The organism is Lysinibacillus piscis, assembly GCF_026012395.1.
Lineage (GTDB): Bacteria > Bacillota > Bacilli > Bacillales_A > Planococcaceae > Lysinibacillus > Lysinibacillus piscis.
Genome location: NZ_BRZA01000001.1, coordinates 89454 through 108059 on the forward strand (window position 1 = coordinate 89454; position 18606 = coordinate 108059).

The following is an 18606-nucleotide window of genomic DNA, read 5'->3' on the forward strand; positions in this document are numbered from 1 at the left end:
ATTCCCCCTTTCACTGCTGTGGGTAATACATGAGATATGGACTGTTACAATCCTTTACAAATTGGCGAATGTCTTGCTCTGTAGCTAGTTGAATCAATGGTGCAATGAATTCAATACCTTCTTTTTGCAGTGCCGATGTTTTCACAATCGACCCTTGTGTCATGACATTTTTTAACAATGTAATGGCTCGTTCCACATCAGCAAGGGGTGAATCCATTTTAGTAATCACCCCTATTTGAATTTTAGGAATGCCTAGACTAAATTGTGGTGGAAACACACTTCTTGCTGATGTCGCATCTTGCAAATAAATGACATGTGTCACTTCTAATGACGTCGCCATAATATTGCGGTAATACATAGGATTTTCAATATATTCACCAGGTGTATCCACAATCCACTCATCATAGACAAGCGCTTGTGTTTTATTCGCCTGACGCTCTTTCCCTAATAAAGCATTCATCAACGTGGACTTACCTGCTTGTACGCCGCCAATAATCATCACTCGATTTTTCATGCTGGCACATCCTAAGATTTCGTAATTTGTGATGGTGTATAACCTAGTTTTTCTGATAAGAAACGATTAATTTCAATCATGGCCATCTCTACTTCCGAGACACTTCCGACAATAACAAGGCTTCCTGTAAAACGGTCTAAAAACCCTAAGCGTACATTCGCTGCTTTTGTAGCTAAATCACCTGCAATAATAACCGTCTCACTCGGTGTACATGTCATAATGCCAAGCGCACCTGCCTCTTGAATACCTAACTTTTGAAACATATCTGGATCAGGGTTTGCAATTAGGTGACTTAATGTTAACTGTTTCCCTGGCACAAACTCCTGAATAAATCGTTTTTTCTCTTCACTCACCTATTATCACCTTTCCTTCCACTGTGAGCTTGTCCGCCTCTTATCCATTACACCGCAGTATAATGGATAAGAGAAGGTTTAACTCAAATAAGCTCATTTGAGTTAAAAACCTCACTGCTATTTATAAATATTCGCCTTCTTTAATAATTCCAGCTTTACGATCTTCTTCCTCTAATTTCAATGCTGTTGGCACTGATAATTTATAAGCGAAGATAATCGCAATAACACCCGCTAAGAACTTCCCTGCAATAACAGGTAAAATAATCGTTGGCTGGAAATTCGCTGTGAAGGATAAATGGTCACCAAGTAAGAAGGCTGAACATACGCCAAATGCAATATTGATAACTTTATCTTTCGGTGGCATATCACGAATCAATGTAAACATCGCTAAAATATTAGCAATCGTTGCTAGTAACCCCGCACTACCTACTGGTGATAACCCTAGTTTGCTACCTAGCATTTCTAAAGGCTTCGACGCATATTTACGGATTAAATACACCATTGGGAATGCCCCTGCTAACATAATACCGATATAACCAGCCGTCTCTAGTGCACGGAATTGGTCAATTTCATCCGCCATAATCGGATCAAAGCCCCAAGCGCCAAAAATCTTTGTGAAAAGACCTGTGAAAATTTCAACAATCGAGAATACTAATACTAATTTAATCCCTGCATCCATAATGCGTCCGAATAACATAAATCCTGTAATCATCGCATTTGGAACTAATTTTAGTCCCAAGGCAATTAAAATAACGAAAATAAACAACGGTAATAAGTTAATGAGTATTTGTACAACCGAAATCGCAAATGCATATGTAGGTGCTGATGTTGTATCAATAACTTCACGAACTTGCGTATTAAATAGTGTAATCATAATAGCAGAAATAAATGCACCTATTGGAATTGTTAAAACACCAGCCATAATCCCTAATGCCATATATTTATGGTCGCGTCTGTCTAACATCGCTAATCCCATTGGAATTGAGAACACGATTGTCGCCCCAGACATAAAGCCGACAACTAAAGCCATTACCCAACCCTCATACGATTCTTTTAGCGCATTGGCTAATTGATAACCACCCATATCTGATGCTAAAATCGCTGTCGCTGCAATTGCAGGATCTGCACCTATCATTTCAAATATTGGGCTAATAAATTTCTCGATAAACCATGTTAAATATGGAATCGCTGCCATAATCCCTGCTGCTGGTACAAAAATATGTCCAACTGTATGCAGACCATTCATAAATTCTTTCCCGACACCATACTCAGCGTCACGAATTGCCCCTATTGCACCAATTACGGCACACGTCATAATAATGTAAACGATAACTGTACCTATCATTTCCATATTGCCATCACCCCTATTAAAAATATTTATATAAAAAAAGACGCACTAAAGAGAAATTCTCTTTAAAGCGTCTTTGCTTCAACTATTCACTTGTAATGTATGGATAATACGTTTTGCAATTAGCACCATTTCTTGCTGTGTTTGCATACTTTCATTACGAATTTTTTTATACGCTTCTTCTTCGCTAAGATGCTCTGACTTCATGAGGAGCCCCTTTGCCCGCTCAATGATTTTGCGCTTGTCCAATTCGCTTTGTTTATGCTGTATTTCTCCGTTTAAACGGTTAAATTTATCAATTTGGTGAAATGCCACTTCCAACGCTGGTAGGACATTTTTTTCCGAAAACGGTTTCATGACATATCCTAACACATTATCTTGCTTCATGTATAGTAGTAATTCTTTTTCACTGTAGGCAGAAATAAAAAGTACAGGAATATCAAGCTGTTGCTCAATAATTTTGCTCGCTTTCAACCCATCTAACTTCGGCATTTTAATATCCATTAAAATAAGCTGTGGTTGATGGATAAATGCTAGCTCAATTGCTGATTCCCCATTATTCGCCTGCGCTACCACTTCATATCCATTATCCTCTAGCATATGCTTTAAATCAATTGCAATCAGTGACTCATCTTCAACAATCATAACTTTCCTAGTCATTTAGGATAAATACCTCCTCGCTTATAGGAAATTGAATCTGAGTATGTGTACCTTGTTCACTAGGAATGATTGAAAATGTGCCAGTCAAATCATATTCAACAAGCCGTGTAATAATCTCCATCCCGAATGATGCGGTTGCATCCTGCATGCCAACGCCATTGTCAGCAACATGTAGCACAACCATATCCATATCGTGACCAAATTGAATCGTAATACAGCCTTCTTCACGATCTACAAAAGCATATTTGATAGCATTTTGTAATAATTCACAAACAATCAGTGCAAGTGATACAGCTTTCTTTGCATGACAGAATAGCTGCATATCATCATGTTGTACAATCAGTTGAATGGTTGCAGCATGTGCGGTTTCCATCATTTTATGACCGATTTTCTTTGCCAACGCAATGACGTCTACCTTCTCCTCTGCATTGTCCTCATTTTCTAAAATAAGCTCATAGACAGAAGAAATGCTATAAATACGATTTAATGCCTCCTGAAAGGCACTAGCATTTGCAGCAGATAAATCATTGCGCATTTGTAAACGCAATAGACTGGTAACCGTCTGCAAATTATTTTTTACACGATGATGAATTTCCCTTATGGCAAATGTTTTCATCATCAGTTCATTGTCTTTTAACTTCAATTCTGTTAAATCTTGAATAATCAACAGTGTCATCTTATCATGCTGTCCACGAATGGTAATTTTTTTCACGATAAAGGACTGACGTTCTGTGGTAATTTCTAAGACAAAGACATCGTCGCCTTTATCATAAATCTCTTTTAAAAAAGGTAATACCTCATCTAATACAATATGATCAAATCGCTCTAATCCTGTAAGTTCTTTAATAAAACGAGAGCCTGCCGGATTGCTATAGACCACTTTTTTATCTTGATTTGTAAGAATAATCGATTCTACCAATAAGTCTGACACAATCGGAATCGGTTGCAAATTTGGTTCTACAACATGCTCAATTAAAGCAAAAGGCATTTGTTGCAAGTCCTCTTTTATAGATGTTGCTCGCTCCACAGGCTTCTCTTGAATTAACACAGCAATTGCTCGCTGCTCGTCATTCAAAATGGGTATGACGTGTTGTTCAACCGTTAGCCCTTCTTGTGTAATTGCTCGTGAAATAGAAGATTTTTCTTTCGTTTTAAACGCTAAAAAAACAGCTGGCTCAAAACTTTCAAAGACAAATTTTCCAATCACCGATTTCTCATATACACGATTTTCTTTTGCTGGAAATGCTTCTGCAACAACAATTGCATGTGGTAAATTTTCCATCAGACAATCGATAAACATATAACAGTCGGTCAATTCAGCATAGTACATTAATGATTTTTCAATTTCCAACAATTTTTCAATATCTGTGGATGATAAATTCGTATATGTACTACATAATGATTGAATGTTTGACAGGATTAACCCTCCCTATCATCCAAATAAGCAAAGCTTCATTTGATTACTCTTAAAATCCTTGTCATCATTATAAACCTTTTACAAAAATGTTTTCAATACTTAAAACAATTTATTTCACTAAATTTCTTCACAATTCCAACAACTATATCGTTTAAAAGAGCAATATTTGGCATTGATTTGAAAAATATAATGGTTTCAACTTCTCTATTTATTATTCCAATATAAATAATAGGATTCATTTCTTTCATGTAGTGAAAATTTGTTGTGCAACCTCACTTCATAAATAATTGGGCGAAACCAGCTATTTTACGGGCGAATTTGCTTGCTTTTCGGGCGAAATATTACTTTTAGCAGAGGTTTTGCACAAAATCATGCTAGTAAAAGGCGTACATACTAATCCAAAAAACCGAACTATTAAGAAACTAGTTCGGTTTTATCTATTTTTATATCCTATTGTATTTCAGGTGTCACCGCTAGTATGTGCTCAAATGTATCACGTTGCTGTTGTTCTTCCTCATTCAATAAAATATGAATATCTCCATGGTCATTGGATGTGCGAATTAAACGTCCCATCCCTTGTTGCAGGCGTAACTGCATAAATGGTAGCTCCACTTCCTCATATGGATTTTCCGCAAATGTACGCTTCGCATCAAATAATGGATCATGTGGTGGGAATGGTAAATCATAAATAATGACACGGGTTAATGCTTCCTCTGGTAAATCTAAACCTTCCCATAAATGATAAGAGCATAGCGTTTTCACCGTACCTTCTTGGAAATCACGCACGATGGCTGATAGCTCACGATCGCCTTCAAACGCCACATACATGCGCTCCATCAATGGCAAGTCATTTTTAAAATCGAGCATTGCCTGTTTCGATTTGAATAATATCAATGTTTTTTGATCATCTCGCAATAGCTGCTGAACACGTGCTGTCTTTTCTCGCTGCGTTAATGAATGCAAACCAATTTGCATGACTTCCTCATAATCAAATGGAGATGGCACCGAAAACGATTGATAATCTCGAATACCTAAGCTATAGGCAATATAAGAGAAATCTTTCTTCACAGATAGTGTGGCAGAGGAAAAAACAATTGGTAGTTTTTTAGAAAATAATTTTTCTGCTAGTACATCCGTAATAAGACGAGGCATAATGACAAGTGTCTCCTCACCATCTGTATCCTCTAGCCAATCTACGGCATCTCCTTGTGCTACAAAAATGCGCAAGGATGCTTGATACTGTTCTAAATATTCCTCTGCCATACTCAATTCATATTCAGGAATCATATACATTTCCGACTCAAAGACAAATTCCTCTAACAAAACGTCTACATCTGCAATGAGTTGCTGTCCATATTTCAACAAGGTTGCTGATTTATTAATACGCTTGCGCTCCTCCTCAGAGGCCACTAAATCATCACGTAGTTGGTCAAAAAAGAGCTCATGGTCATCCTGTAGCTTCTCCATTGCATATAATGTACGCTCACGCACACCATCTACCATTAAACGTTCTAATAATTGCACAATTGTTGTCGCCTGTACCTTATACGTCATCGCTTTTTGTGCAGCGTACTCCAATAAATGTCCTTCATCCAATACCATCATTGACACTTCAGGCAATAAAGCTAACTGCCCTTCTCGTTCACGTGACTCCTTCGTTGCCAAATGCTCCATCAAAAAGTCCTGTGAACAAATAATTAAATCTGTCGACTTGCGGTAATGTGCACGGTGCAATGTTTGCCCACAGCGATTGCGTTGATCACATACAGAGCATTGCATAATGGCATTATAATTCACTTTTTGCCAATCCTCATCACTGACCGATTCGTAATTACTGCGCTCACCATAAGGCTGAATCGCAATCATCGAGCCTTGTGCATAGACACCATCTGGAATTGAAAAAGCAATATCATCAATCCATTCATCTGTCTCTACTTTTTCAGCATCCTCAAAGCGCTTTAAACATAAATACTGGTCACGTGATTTCGCTAAACGTACGTCAATGTCCAAACCAAGTGTTTGCTGTAATTTATAAATATCGCCACCTTCTTTTACAAGTTGGTCGATTAGTGTTTCATCTGCGCAGGCAATCAAAGCAGGCTTCCCTGTATAGCGGGCATAGGAAATAGCGGGCAATAAATAAGCAATCGTTTTGCCTGTTCCTACGCCAGCCTCTGCAAACAATACATTTTTCTCCTTTAAAGCCTGCTCGATTTGATAGGCCATGAAAATTTGCTCATCACGGCATTCAAAGCCCTTTTCTGGTAATTCATCGTATAACACATCGCCCATCCAATCACCTAATGATTCAAAAAACGAGCGATCTTTCGATAATGCAAATGGTAAAGATTTACGCAATGCCTGTTCCCCCTCTAGCAATCTGTTCCTAGTATATGCAACCCATTAGCCCTCAACATAAAGGTATCTGAAATTTTTGAGCTTATGTAGTACATTCACTAAATCAAGATAAAACGGAAGATAAGAAAACCTTACCTCCCGTTGTACTGCTCTCGTTAGTCTCTTGGAGATTTTTGTCCCCAGAATTGATAATAATTTGTTTCGATAAAGCCATTGAACAATTTACGCTTCTTCGTCGTTTGACGCCCATATAATTCTTCAAAATTTTTCATCGAAGATAACATATAAACAGACCACGTTGGATAGTTTTTCATTACTTTTCCTAAATCACGAATAACTTGCTCTACAACCTCAACGTCTCCTATACGCTCACCATACGGTGGATTTCCAATCATCACACCATCTGTCAGTTGCGTTGTAAAATCACGTGCCTGCATTTGCTTGAATGTAATAATATCACCAAAGCCTGCTTCTAGTGCGTTTTCCTGTGCAATGCTGACCATACGGTGATCAATATCAGAGCCAATAATTTCTAATGGTTGATCGTAGTTCGCTAAGCTATCTGCCTCATCTCTGACCGCATCCCAAATAGCTGCTTTCATCCACGGCCAGCTTTCAGAAATAAACTCACGATTATAACCAGGTGCAATATTTTGACCGAACATCGCAGCCTCTAATGCAATTGTCCCTGAGCCACAAAATGGATCTACAAAAGGACGATTTGGATTCCATTTAGAAATTTGTACAAGTGCTGCTGCTAATGTTTCTTTTAATGGCGCTTCCCCTTGCACTTGACGATAGCCACGTTTATGTAAGCCTGCGCCAGATGTATCAATTGTTAATGTAGCCACATCTTTCAAAATGGATACCTCAATTTTATAGGTTGCACCCGATTCATCTAAAAAGCCTAAACGTTTATAGTGCTGCTTCATACGCTCGACAATGGCTTTTTTCGTAATTGCTTGGCAGTCAGGGACACTAAATAATTTTGATTTCACCGACTTCCCAGAAACAGGAAAAGCAGCATCGACTGGTAAATATTTTTCCCATGGTAGTGCTTTGACACTTTCAAACAATTGCTCAAATGATGTGGCTGGAAATTGACCTACTACAATTTTGACACGGTCTGCTACACGCAACCATAAATTTGCTTTTGCAATCGCTGTTTCATCGCCTTCAAAATATACTTTGCCGTTATCGACTGTTGTTTCATAGCCAAGTTCCTTTACTTCCTGCGCTACAATCGCTTCTAACCCCATTGCAGCCGTTGCTACTAATTGATAATTTGCCATATTCTACTTCCTTCCTTGGTGCTCCATTTCCCAATACTCCATAAATTCAATCACTTCCTGAAGCGGTAAGGGTTTACTATAATAAAAACCTTGGATAATATCACAGTTCATCTCACGTAACATTTCCACCTGCTGTACTTGCTCTACACCTTCTGCTACCACTTTCATCTTTAAACGACGTGCCATTTGAATAATCGCATCCACTACTGCCTGTTTTTCATCGAGTAAGCAAATATGTTGAACAAAACTGCGATCAATTTTTAAGCAATCCAGTGGGAAACGTATTAAATAGCTTAACGATGAATAGCCTGTCCCAAAATCATCAATCGCAATTTTAAAGCCCATCTGTTTCAGCTTTACCAACTTACGAACGGTTTCATTCGAACTATTCATCACTGTTCGCTCCGTCACTTCAATTTCAAAATGACTCGCTGGCATATTATAACGCTCTAAAATCGTTTGAATGGATTCTAGAAAGTTTTGTTGTTGGAAATGGATACTTGAAATATTAATCGCAATAGGTGATCCATAGCCATGCTTTTTCATCTCAATGACGGCCTCGCACGCTCTTTCAATAATAAGCTCACTCAATGGAATAATTAAACCTGTATCCTCCGCATATGGGATAAATTCATTTGGAGACACATAGCCTAATTTGTCATTCTGCCAACGTACCAGTGCTTCAAAGCCTTGAATTTGCTCCTCTTTCAACGCTATCTTTGGCTGAAAATAGAGCTCAATCTCACGTTTTTCAATCGCCTTTCGTAGCTCTGTATCCAACAATAAAACACGCTGCGTATCTGTTTGAAGTTCATCAAAATAAAAAGAATAGCCATGTGGACCATTTTTTTTAGAATACGTAACTGCCTTGTCCGCACAAAGAATGAGTTCATCTGTCGTTTGACCATCTGTTGGGTACATGCTCACACCGATACTTGTTGAAATAAAAATTTCTTGACCATCCACATAAATCGGCTGCTCAATGATTTGAATCACTTTTTCTGCAAATGCTGCGGCTGCTTTCACATTTTTCACATTCGCAAGCGTTATGATAAATTCATCTCCACTATAACGAGCAAGGATATCTTTATTTTTCACCAATGATTTCAGACGTTTTGCCACTTCTACTAATATACGATCTCCAAGTACATGTCCTAATGTATCGTTAATTTGTTTAAAGCGGTCTAAATCTAAAAAATAAACGGCATGTTGAACAGAGTGAGACATGGTAGAAGACGCCATTAACAAATTATTCATCCGTTCAATATACGAAAATTGATTAGACACATTCGTTAATGAATCCATCAATAAACGTTTCTCTAGTTCATGTTCCACATGTTTTTGTTCGGATAAATCATTGAAAATACCGCAATAATTTGTAATTTCTCCTTGTTCATTAGCAACACTAACAATCGTAAGCCATTCAGGATAAAGCTCACCCGTTTTACGGCGGTTCCATATTTCGCCCTGCCACATACCATTTTGTTCAATCATTTGCCACATTGTTAAATAAAAGGGCAGTTCATGAATACCTGATTGCAGAACAGCTGGCGTCTTTCCAACAACCTCATCATAGCCATAGCCTGTGACAAATTCAAAGGCTGGATTCACCATTGTGATTTTTTTATCTTTATCTGTAATCATAATACCCTCTGTTACATTTTCAAAAACCTTTGTAATTAATGTAACAGGTGATTTAGCAATAGCCTCTACGATTGTTTTGTTTTTTCCATTGTCTAGTCTATTCATCGTTTGCTCCATTCTAGCTTCATTCACAAATAGCTGCTTTGCCTATTCACCTATTTGTAAACGCTCCTCTTTATCGTTGTCATGTCATGAGAGGTTTTCATCAAATAGAGTATTCATTCTTACTTTTCTTCACTAAGTATCATTTTGTGTACATGTGTCTATCTCATGAGTCAAGATACTTCATGAGTTCAAAAGAAAAGCCCTCCACCGAATTGGAGAGCGCTTAGTATTTCCTACATAGGCATCAAAAAATCCCATAAGCCATGTTTTGTTCCCGAGTACTCAAACGGTTTGCACCTCGTACGATCGGGCAGTAATCATCTATCTACAGAGCCAAACTCTGTCCCTCTATCCGTTCAATTCCTTCTAGAGAGTGCCCCTACCATAATTTGGGTTTCTCACTCGTGGGGTTTACCTCGTTCCACCTTACATGTTTCCATATAAGCTTCGTCACTGTGGCACTTTCAGAAAGTGTCAACCATATCCAAATAGACTTAGGTCTTCCTTTCGCCGTCAGCCTTATCAACTGCCTTACCTTATTTTTTCAGTAAGCACGAACACTACGTTCATCGCAGAACCGTGTGAGCATGGACTTTCCTCTACAATATCTAGTATTGCAGCGATTACTCGAATTTTTTGATGATACGAGACATTATACTAGTATTCACGTATAAACACAATGCTTTTGTTCAAAATTATTCGTATAACTTACTACCAAATACATGCTTTTCTAAATTTGAAAGACGTTTTAAAATATCAAAATTCGTTGTACCTGCCGCAGCCGCTGATGCAACAGGCTGTCTCTTTGGCAAGTTATCCATATCTTCACGTAATTGTCTATTTTCTTCTCGAAGCTGGGCAACTACTTTTTCAAACGTTTCATAATCTTGAATAATTTCATCTAAAAAAGAGTCCACTTCTTCTACATTATAGCCTTTAAAATTTTTCTTAAATTCCTTTTCAAGGATCATTTTTGATGTTAACTTAATGTCCATTTACATCGTCCTTCCTCATACTGCATGAACAGATTATAGCATACTTCTCCACATTATATCGTCTAGAAACGACAATTGTTAGCCTAAATTTGTCGTTTTATGCGCTTGCCTGGGAAATTATTTTTACGCTTTATTGCACCTCGTTAGGATTTTGCTGTGTGCAAGCCTTTATTTTCTAAGCGATTTAAGCGTTTCAGCCAAGTCATTTCCCACTTTTCTTTTTGCACTGGCTGCCATTCCTTATAGTCGTTCAATAGTTGAATACCCTTTGTTGTATACGTACGTGCTTGTTCATAATCTTTCCATTGATGCTCATACATAATGGCGATTTGCTCCAATGCATGTAATTGCTTTCTCACATCGATAAAATGTAGGGACGCTATAAAAGCATCCAATGCCTCGTCAAAGCGTCTCGCTTTTTTATGTTGAATCGCTAAATAATACTGTGCCTGTCCAGCCTCTAACGCATCAAATTGTGCTGTGACTTTTTCCAATACGTGAACACTTTGGACACTTTCTTTTAAATCACCATACCATTTCCCAATATTCGTGTAGGTTTTCGCTGATTCATCCTGTACATCCTCAAATAGTAAATTCGTTGAATGGCTATATAGTGTAATCAATGATAGTAAATCCCACTCATTATGCCATAGTACTTTGATTAAGGCATCTGGCACGCCACTTTTCACTGCATCTAAATAAATAACAGGCGCTAAATGACCTGGAATATCTCCCTTACGCAAAAAACCAAGCTTTTCCTCTTCCACTGATTTTAATTTTAAGCGCTCCATATCATTTTTCCATAAACGCTTAGAACTATGCAGTAAATCAATATGTCGTTGCGCTTTTAATTTTGGAATATGATTTTGTTGAAGTGTCCAACGTGTTTCTAACTGTGGCCAGTCAAAGCTTTTGCCATTATAAGTAATGATTGTTGCTGATTTTTGCCATAGCTTTGATTCAAATAATAACGCCGCTTCATGGGCTGGATCTGCTAACACATGTTGTGTAAGTAAAAACCCATCCTCTACTTGCTCCAAAAAACCAAGTAAAAATATTTGTGTCCCCACACCCTTTAAGCCTGTTGTTTCCGTATCAAAAAATAACACATTTTCATCTGACATCAATGCGTACGGATGTTCGCTTGATGACATTATCCATTTCTTCACTGCTTCTAAAAAAGACTGTAGCTGGTAATGACCATGTTGATATGTAAATGGATAGTGTACTTGTCTTTGAAAAACGATACCAAAGTCATTTTCAATTACAGTCAACCCCGCTTGTACCCATTGCTCTGTATAGCTTGGTTGGGCAGGCTTACGAAAAGCAGGTTTTTCTTCTTTAGCAGGGGTTGCTTTTTTACCAAGCATTTTTTTCATTTGTAAAATTTTATTTTCGTAGGACATCATGCTCACTCATTTTCTTCATCGTGTTGGTGAATATTCCTCTACTCTACCATGTTAGGTTTGTCACTATCAATACTTGTGTTTCTATCTCATTAAAGACAGACAAAGAGAAAAGGCATGCTAACAATGACGTTAGCAGCCTCTTCTCGGTTCATATCGGTTGGTAGCCAAGATATGATTATGGATCTTACGGTTGGTAGTGTAAGATTTGTATTGGTTATTCCCCTGCACGTAAACTATAGATGAAATCTTGTGTTACATACGTTTTATTTTTCTCCAATAAAGCTGGTGCTTCTTCAAAAGATTTTACAACACCATTATGCGTATATTCTTTTTGCCCTCTTGTTAGTGTATAAGATTGGTCGCCCTTCGTTAAGGTAGCACCATTACCTGTTGATGACACTGTAAAGCCTAGCTCCTCTGCTAAAATGCGTAATGGCACCATTGTTACACCATTTACATCATGATGGTCATGTGCAATGATTGCTGGTAACACATCTAAAATTTGCACAACAGGCTCAACACCCACTGTTTTTTGTGCTAAAACAATTACTTGTGACGGTGTTGTTTGTGCGGGAATGCTCGCTGTTGCCACTGTATAAAAGACAAGTGCTTCATTCCCTACAATATCTTCTTTTGTTAATTTATCACCCGCAACATTGGTGATTTTCGTATTTTCTGCAATCGTTAATTTCAAAGTATTTTCCGTATTCACGAAATCTTGATTAAATGTACCTGCCTCTACTGTACCCGCTGCCTCTGTATGCACGATAACGACTTCAGGTGAATATTGTGGTGGATAAATTAAAATAGCTGGTTTATTGCCATCCACATAGATTGTAATTTCTGCACCCTTTTTCAGCTCTACTTTTTTCCCTGTGTTATCTAGCACAACTGTTGTTTTATCGATGGCTACAGCAAATGGATTATCTTTATCTTCAATCACAGCTAATTGTGAGCCATTTTCACGTGTTACCACATCACTTACTTTTCCTGTTAATTCAAGGAATGGCGCTACTACTTCCTCTGGCTGTGGTGCTGCTTCTTCCTCTAACACAAGCACTTTATAAGGACTTGTTTGTGCTGGAATACTAAATGTTGCTGGACCGTAGAAAACAAGTGATTCTTTACCAATCATATCCTCTGCTTTTAGCTTATTGCCTTGTAAATCCGTAATAGCTGTTTCTTTTGCTAGATTAAGTTTTAACGTATTTTGTTTGTTTACATAATTTTTATCGAATGTGCCAATTTCCGCTATACCGAAATCTGCTGCTTCTACAATAATTACTTCAGGTGTATAGCGCGGTGGATAAATCGCAAGCATTGGCTTGTTTTTGTTGACATAGGCTGTAAATGCTGCTCCTTCTTTTAATTCTGCTTTATTGCCTTTGCTATCTAATACAATTGTCTGTTCATCAATTGTTAATGAGAAAACATTTTCGCCTTGTTGAATGGTTGTCATTTGAGCACCACTCGCCAATTTTTCAATCTTCCCTAATTTCCCTGTTAATTGAATAAAGTTTGTCGCCACTTCCTCTGTCACTTCTTCCTTTGCAGCAGGTTTTTCTTTGTCCTGTGCAAATGCTAATGGTGCAGTGAATGCACTCATTGCTAATGTTGCTGTTAATGTCATTGTAATTGCTTTTTTCATAAAATAAATACGCTCCTTTATGCTCGTTTCATAGAAGTAGTCGAGCGAGCTTTCAAAAGGTTACATGAAAAATAAAAAAATTTCATTATGCTCTAAAATTGTTCCATTAGAATAGATTTTTTCATTTAATTGCGTCTGGATTTTTCCAAGTTCACTTGTATAAAGGAAGTTAGCCTAAAAGCATTACATCCTGTGACAACGGCTTGTTAACACTGACGTTTCACTTTCGCGTAGAAAAAGATTTGCTGTCGCTTCGCTTTCGATACAAAAAGCATTTGCTGAATCAAGATAAAAAGAAACCCACTGTCTGCAGGTTTCCAATTTACTCTTAGTAGTTCCTCTTTGGTATATCCATACAACACTCACTTCTAAACCATTCATTAAAGAAATGGATTTGCCATATAAGGTCCGTTCATTGTAATACGCATGAGCTGGGTTGCCATAAATTTAGGCGTATAGGGCATATCATTTTCCAACCACCAAACAACGACCTCAAGAAAGGCTGCTGCATAAAAACGTATCGCCATATCACGTGGCACTGTCAGCTTCTGATCATCAGGCGCCATCAAATAAATACCACTTGATACAAAATCCATAATAATCTTTTTCAATCCTTCTGAAAAATAAGGCAAATTTTTTTCTGTAAGGTAGACCTTGTAGAACGTGCTATTAACCGCTATTTTCTCAAATAACTGCACAAATGTCTCATGTGGCTGCTCGCCATTTTGTAATAATGCTACATTTGTTTGCTCTTCTGCTGTTGGACGAATGCTCGCCACTAGCTCTTGTAAAATTTCTTCTGAGCTTTGATAGAGTAGGTCAAGCTTATCACGATAATGCAAATAAAATGTAGCACGATTCAAGGTTGCCCGTTGTGTAATATCCTGTACAGTAATCTTTTCATAGCCATATTCGTTGATTAATTCCACCAGTGCATCTCTCAATAATTGCCGTGTTCGTTTCACACGAGGGTCTATTTTTTTCGACATTTTCAAACTCCTTGTATTAAATAGGATGATTTAAGCAACATACTATAGTAGAAATGTTGTCAAAACGGCATAATCGCTATAGCTGTTGATTGCGCTTTTTACACGAAAGGTTATAATAATTTTAACGACACTGTGTTGATAATACAACTAGTCGTTAAGATATTCGCAAATTATTCAATTAATAATAGTAGAAGGGAAGTTTTAACATGGGTCGTTTAAATGGAAAAGTAGCTATTATTACAGGCGCAGCAATGGGTATGGGCGCTTCTGAGGCAAAATTATTTGCACAAGAAGGAGCAAAAGTGATTGCAACTGATGTACAAATCGAGCCATTGACTAACTTAGTGAATGACATTAAAGAAAACGGCGGCGATATCATTGGTATTCAGCACGATGTGACATCTGAGGATGAATGGAAGGCCGTCATTGCAGAGGCTGTAAAAGCATACGGCAAAGTAGATATTCTTGTGAATAATGCAGGGGTTTCATCACCAAAGACGATTGCCAATATGGAAATGGCTGAATGGAATAAAGTGATGGATATTAACCTTAATGGTTGCGTTATCGGGATGAAATATGTGATTCCTGAAATGCAAAAGGCTGGTGGCGGCTCTATTATCAATATTTCTTCTATCGGTGGCATTGTTGGAATGGCTGGTACAAGTCCGTATACAGCAGCAAAAGGAGCACTTCGTGTACTATCTAAATCTGCCGCTATTGAGTATGGCAAGGATAAAATTCGTGTAAATTCGGTTCACCCAGGCATTATCGTGACACCGATGACAGCACCGACAATGAGCGAAGATGCTGCACTGCCTTACTACCGAGCATACACACAGCTACCATACTTCGGTGAACCAGAGGATGTAGCTTACGGCGTTGTCTTCCTAGCTTCTGATGAATCTCGCTTTATGACAGGTGCAGAGCTAGTCATTGACGGTGGTTGGACAGCAATTTAATACAAATAGACAACAGCTATCTAAGTATGCCTTAGATGGCTGTTTTTTATCTCGCTGTAAGACTTCAGTGAAAGTAAACTATTTTCACAAGTTGCATAGCGCATACTCTCTATTCGCCGCAACCATATAGATGAGGGAAAAACCACTCATCCTATCGAGCCATTAAGGAATTTTCGTTGCTACAAGAGTTATGTTCTTGCTATTATTTTCTTACAGAAAGGAGTATGTCCATGGAAATATTAATTGCTGTACTCATTTTACTTGTCTTATTATTACTAACAAATGTGTTGGCACATTATATCTCATTTATCCCCATTGCTCTTATTCAAATTGCGACTGGTATTATTGTGGCATTAATCGCACATGATTTTACCGTGGATATTGAGTCAGAGTGGTTTTTACTGCTATTTATCGCTCCATTACTGTATTACGATGGTGCGCATTTTCCACGTGAACAACTATGGAAAATGCAGCTACCGATACTCGGAAATGCCATTGTCCTAGTATTATTAACAACCATTATAGGTGGATTTTTTGTTCATTGGCTTATCCCTACGATTCCATTGGCTGGCGCGTTTGCCTTAATGGCTATTTTATCACCTACTGATCCAGTAGCCGTTAATGGTATTGCCAAACGTGTACATATTCCTGAGCGTATCATGAATTTGGTGCGTGGTGAATCATTAATTAATGATGCCTCAGGGTTAATCGCCTTTAAATATGCCGTGGCAGCCATTGTGACAGGCTATTTTTCACTGAAAGCAGCAACAATTGATTTTGTCTATATGTTTTTCATTGGCATCCTTGTAGGGCTAATTGGTGCACTTACTCTCTTCTTTATCCGTATGTATTTTCATCGCATCGGCATTACTGACCTCACATTTTATGTACTATTACAAATTTTAACACCTTTTATTTTATTTTTATTAGCTGAAGAGGTTTTCCATGCATCAGGCGTTATTGCGGTCGTAGTGGGCGGAATTATCGCAGCCATTATTAAAGAAAAAACCGAAAGTGTTATTGCACAGGAGCAAGTGGTCACAGGTCATGTTTGGTCGATGTTAACCTTCATCTTAAACGGTGTGATTTTCTTACTGCTCGGACTAATGCTACCATCTGCGACAAGAGCCATTTTAGCAAGCAAGGACATTCACAATAGCACCCTATTATTTTATGTACTTGTGATTGGTTTATCTATTTTAGCTATCCGCTTTGCATGGATTGCCTTTTTCCATCTATTGGACAAAAAATTCTTTAAAAATAATGATATTGTGACACTGAAAGACCACATTGTCTCTACACTTGTTGGTGTACGTGGTACGATTACAATGGTCGGGATTTTATCTTTACCGTTCATCACAGATCAAGGCGACTTATTTCCAAATCGCCAGCTCTTAATTTTCTTAGCAGCAGGTGTCATCTTATTTACATTACTTGTCGCTACTCTATTTTTACCTTTACTAAGTACACAGGCATCGACACAACATGTGGACTTAACAACAGAAAAGCAACAAATGATTCAGCAAGCCATTCACAGTATTCAACGAGAAATGGTAGAGGACAATACGAAGATTGCCTTTGGATTAATTAATCAGTATAAGCGTATGATGTTCACTGTAAACCGCAAGCAATCGGAAAAAATACTACAAGCACAAAGACAGCAAATTATGGAAGCAAGAAAATTAGGCATCGAACTCGAAATTTTCTATACAAAGCAATATTTAGCAGAGCATACGATAGATGAGGCTATTCAACAGGAAATCGAGTATTTATTAAAAGATCGGAAAGATATGTTGAATAATCGGTCCGCTACATTATTAAAGCGTCGTTTCCGTTATTTTTTACGTGGTCGAAAAATGAGCCGCTTACCTGCTGAAACCATCAAGCAAATAAATACGATGAAGCACGACATTGAAAATTATGTGGTCTCTTCTATTATTCAATATGTGCGACAAACAAATGATTTACCTATGGATATTGCTAATAAAATGGAATTATATTATTGCCAGTCACCACATATTGCCTCAAAATTAGATAGCACACAGCAGGAGGAGCAAAAAGAACACTTGGCTTTCATTGCTGTTGAAGCACAGCGCAGTCTTATTAACGAATGGTATCAGGCTGGGGATATCACACAAGGGGCAGCCAAAGAATTACGCCGCTTTGTCAATCATTTAGAAAGTGTCATTTTGCTGGAGGAGGAAGAGTAAACATCTCAATCCTCTTGCTACAATGCCACATCCTTATTGAACCAACAGGAATTTCAGAATCGTTATATGAGTTAGCAGAAGGCTCCCTGTCTTTATCGATAGGAGCCTTCTTTTGATTCCCTGTCATTACTCACCCTTAGCAAATCCAATATTGATTCCTGCAATAATATAAGGAATAGCCGATTTGATAAATTCCTCTGGTGGTACTTGCTGATTATTTTTACTCCACTCTACAGAAACGCCGTAAATCCCCCAGCTTAACATGACTGCCGTAACCTTTAGCGCTTGCTCATTTTCAGTTGGACATTGCTTTAACAACCTTTTATAAAAAATAATTTCAAGCTGCTCCCGAATAATACGGGCAATTGTATCTTCATATCCTCGGTGACAACGATTCGATAATGACTTTTGAAAATTGGTGATTGCTTGGAAAATGGCAACCAACATTGCTTCGTTTAGTTCATTATTTTCATAGACATCACAATTTAAATTCACTAATAATACCTCTGATAATACCTTATCTAATAAATCATAAATATCCTCAAAATGATAATAGAATGTGGCACGATTAATCATCGCCTCCGATGTAATATCCTTAACAGTAATATCTTTAAATTCCTTTTCTCCTGACAGCTCAATAAAGGAATCCATAATTAATTTGCGTGTCCGTAACACTCGGGGATCTGTTTTTGATTGCGTCATGTA

General features: G+C 37.8%; 15 protein-coding genes and 1 other RNA gene. 2 read left to right on the plus strand and 14 right to left on the minus strand.

Translation table 11 applies throughout. The annotated features are described in order from the left end of the window. Positions 1–10 precede the first annotated feature (10 nt). The 13 genes from OPF91_RS00480 to OPF91_RS00540 all read right to left on the minus strand — a co-directional run bounded on the left by OPF91_RS00480 (position 11) and on the right by OPF91_RS00540 (position 14732). The gene (locus OPF91_RS00480) at positions 11–514 is read right to left on the minus strand and encodes a EutP/PduV family microcompartment system protein (RefSeq protein ID WP_264986705.1); all 504 of its coding nucleotides are present in this window, start codon (positions 512–514) and stop codon (positions 11–13) included. An 11-nt stretch (positions 515–525) separates the two neighbouring features. Further along, entirely contained in the window at positions 526–867 is a 342-nt protein-coding gene (eutS, locus tag OPF91_RS00485) for an ethanolamine utilization microcompartment protein EutS (RefSeq protein WP_264986706.1), read from the minus strand. Positions 868–988: 121 nt separating this feature from the next. Beyond that, positions 989–2218 (minus strand): ethanolamine utilization protein EutH, encoded by a 1230-nt coding sequence (gene eutH / locus OPF91_RS00490; RefSeq protein WP_264986707.1) that lies wholly within the window; start codon positions 2216–2218, stop codon positions 989–991. Between the two features lie 78 nt (positions 2219–2296). Then, on the minus strand, positions 2297–2875 hold the full coding sequence (locus OPF91_RS00495) for an ANTAR domain-containing response regulator (protein ID WP_264986708.1): 579 nt from the start codon (positions 2873–2875) through the stop codon (positions 2297–2299). Further along, positions 2868–4295, minus strand: coding sequence for a histidine kinase N-terminal domain-containing protein (locus OPF91_RS00500; RefSeq protein ID WP_264987842.1), 1428 nt, complete (start codon positions 4293–4295; stop codon positions 2868–2870). The genes OPF91_RS00495 and OPF91_RS00500 overlap by 8 nt, the downstream gene beginning before the upstream one ends. Before the next feature lie 447 nt (positions 4296–4742). Continuing rightward, entirely contained in the window at positions 4743–6650 is a 1908-nt protein-coding gene (locus tag OPF91_RS00505) for an ATP-dependent DNA helicase (protein WP_264986709.1), read from the minus strand. A gap of 155 nt (positions 6651–6805) precedes the next feature. Continuing rightward, positions 6806–7942: a THUMP domain-containing class I SAM-dependent RNA methyltransferase gene (locus OPF91_RS00510; RefSeq protein WP_264986710.1), complete on the minus strand. Its 1137-nt coding sequence runs from the start codon at positions 7940–7942 to the stop codon at positions 6806–6808. 3 nt (positions 7943–7945) lie between these two features. Continuing rightward, positions 7946–9691 carry a GGDEF domain-containing phosphodiesterase gene (locus OPF91_RS00515; RefSeq protein WP_264986711.1) on the minus strand — a complete coding sequence of 582 codons (1746 nt, stop codon included), beginning with the start codon at positions 9689–9691 and terminating at the stop codon, positions 7946–7948. Positions 9692–9943: 252 nt separating this feature from the next. Then, positions 9944–10326, minus strand: an RNA gene (gene rnpB, locus OPF91_RS00520) — RNase P RNA component class B. A gap of 60 nt (positions 10327–10386) precedes the next feature. Next, positions 10387–10686: a cell division regulator GpsB gene (gene gpsB, locus OPF91_RS00525; protein WP_264986712.1), complete on the minus strand. Its 300-nt coding sequence runs from the start codon at positions 10684–10686 to the stop codon at positions 10387–10389. Between the two features lie 143 nt (positions 10687–10829). Further along, on the minus strand, positions 10830–12092 hold the full coding sequence (locus tag OPF91_RS00530) for a ribonuclease H-like domain-containing protein (protein ID WP_264986713.1): 1263 nt from the start codon (positions 12090–12092) through the stop codon (positions 10830–10832). A 217-nt stretch (positions 12093–12309) separates the two neighbouring features. Next, positions 12310–13743: a copper amine oxidase N-terminal domain-containing protein gene (locus OPF91_RS00535; protein ID WP_264986714.1), complete on the minus strand. Its 1434-nt coding sequence runs from the start codon at positions 13741–13743 to the stop codon at positions 12310–12312. Positions 13744–14123: 380 nt separating this feature from the next. Then, positions 14124–14732 carry a TetR/AcrR family transcriptional regulator gene (locus OPF91_RS00540; protein ID WP_264986715.1) on the minus strand — a complete coding sequence of 203 codons (609 nt, stop codon included), beginning with the start codon at positions 14730–14732 and terminating at the stop codon, positions 14124–14126. Between the two features lie 206 nt (positions 14733–14938). On the opposite strand from OPF91_RS00540, the gene OPF91_RS00545 reads away from it, so the two are divergent. Further along, entirely contained in the window at positions 14939–15691 is a 753-nt protein-coding gene (locus OPF91_RS00545) for an SDR family NAD(P)-dependent oxidoreductase (protein ID WP_264986716.1), read from the plus strand. 230 nt (positions 15692–15921) lie between these two features. Further along, a complete protein-coding gene (locus OPF91_RS00550) occupies positions 15922–17901 on the plus strand; it encodes a cation:proton antiporter (protein WP_264986718.1) in 1980 nt (659 codons plus the stop codon). Between the two features lie 126 nt (positions 17902–18027). Here OPF91_RS00550 and OPF91_RS00555 read toward each other — a convergent pair whose 3' ends face one another. Then, positions 18028–18603, minus strand: coding sequence for a TetR/AcrR family transcriptional regulator (locus tag OPF91_RS00555; RefSeq protein WP_264986719.1), 576 nt, complete (start codon positions 18601–18603; stop codon positions 18028–18030). Positions 18604–18606 lie beyond the last annotated feature (3 nt).

Bases quoted from the DNA above. Each gene is read 5' to 3' on its own strand.
- OPF91_RS00480 (WP_264986705.1), bottom strand. From the start codon at position 514: ATGAAAAATCGAGTGATGATTATTGGCGGCGTACAAGCAGGTAAGTCC.
- eutH (WP_264986707.1), bottom strand. From the start codon at position 2,218: ATGGAAATGATAGGTACAGTTATCGTTTACATTATTATGACGTGTGCC.
- OPF91_RS00495 (WP_264986708.1), bottom strand. From the start codon at position 2,875: ATGACTAGGAAAGTTATGATTGTTGAAGATGAGTCACTGATTGCAATT.
- OPF91_RS00510 (WP_264986710.1), bottom strand. From the start codon at position 7,942: ATGGCAAATTATCAATTAGTAGCAACGGCTGCAATGGGGTTAGAAGCG.
- OPF91_RS00515 (WP_264986711.1), bottom strand. From the start codon at position 9,691: ATGAATAGACTAGACAATGGAAAAAACAAAACAATCGTAGAGGCTATT.
- gpsB (WP_264986712.1), bottom strand. From the start codon at position 10,686: ATGGACATTAAGTTAACATCAAAAATGATCCTTGAAAAGGAATTTAAG.
- OPF91_RS00530 (WP_264986713.1), bottom strand. From the start codon at position 12,092: ATGTCCTACGAAAATAAAATTTTACAAATGAAAAAAATGCTTGGTAAA.
- OPF91_RS00535 (WP_264986714.1), bottom strand. From the start codon at position 13,743: ATGAAAAAAGCAATTACAATGACATTAACAGCAACATTAGCAATGAGT.
- OPF91_RS00540 (WP_264986715.1), bottom strand. From the start codon at position 14,732: ATGTCGAAAAAAATAGACCCTCGTGTGAAACGAACACGGCAATTATTG.
- OPF91_RS00545 (WP_264986716.1), top strand. From the start codon at position 14,939: ATGGGTCGTTTAAATGGAAAAGTAGCTATTATTACAGGCGCAGCAATG.
- OPF91_RS00550 (WP_264986718.1), top strand. From the start codon at position 15,922: ATGGAAATATTAATTGCTGTACTCATTTTACTTGTCTTATTATTACTA.
- OPF91_RS00555 (WP_264986719.1), bottom strand. From the start codon at position 18,603: ATGACGCAATCAAAAACAGATCCCCGAGTGTTACGGACACGCAAATTA.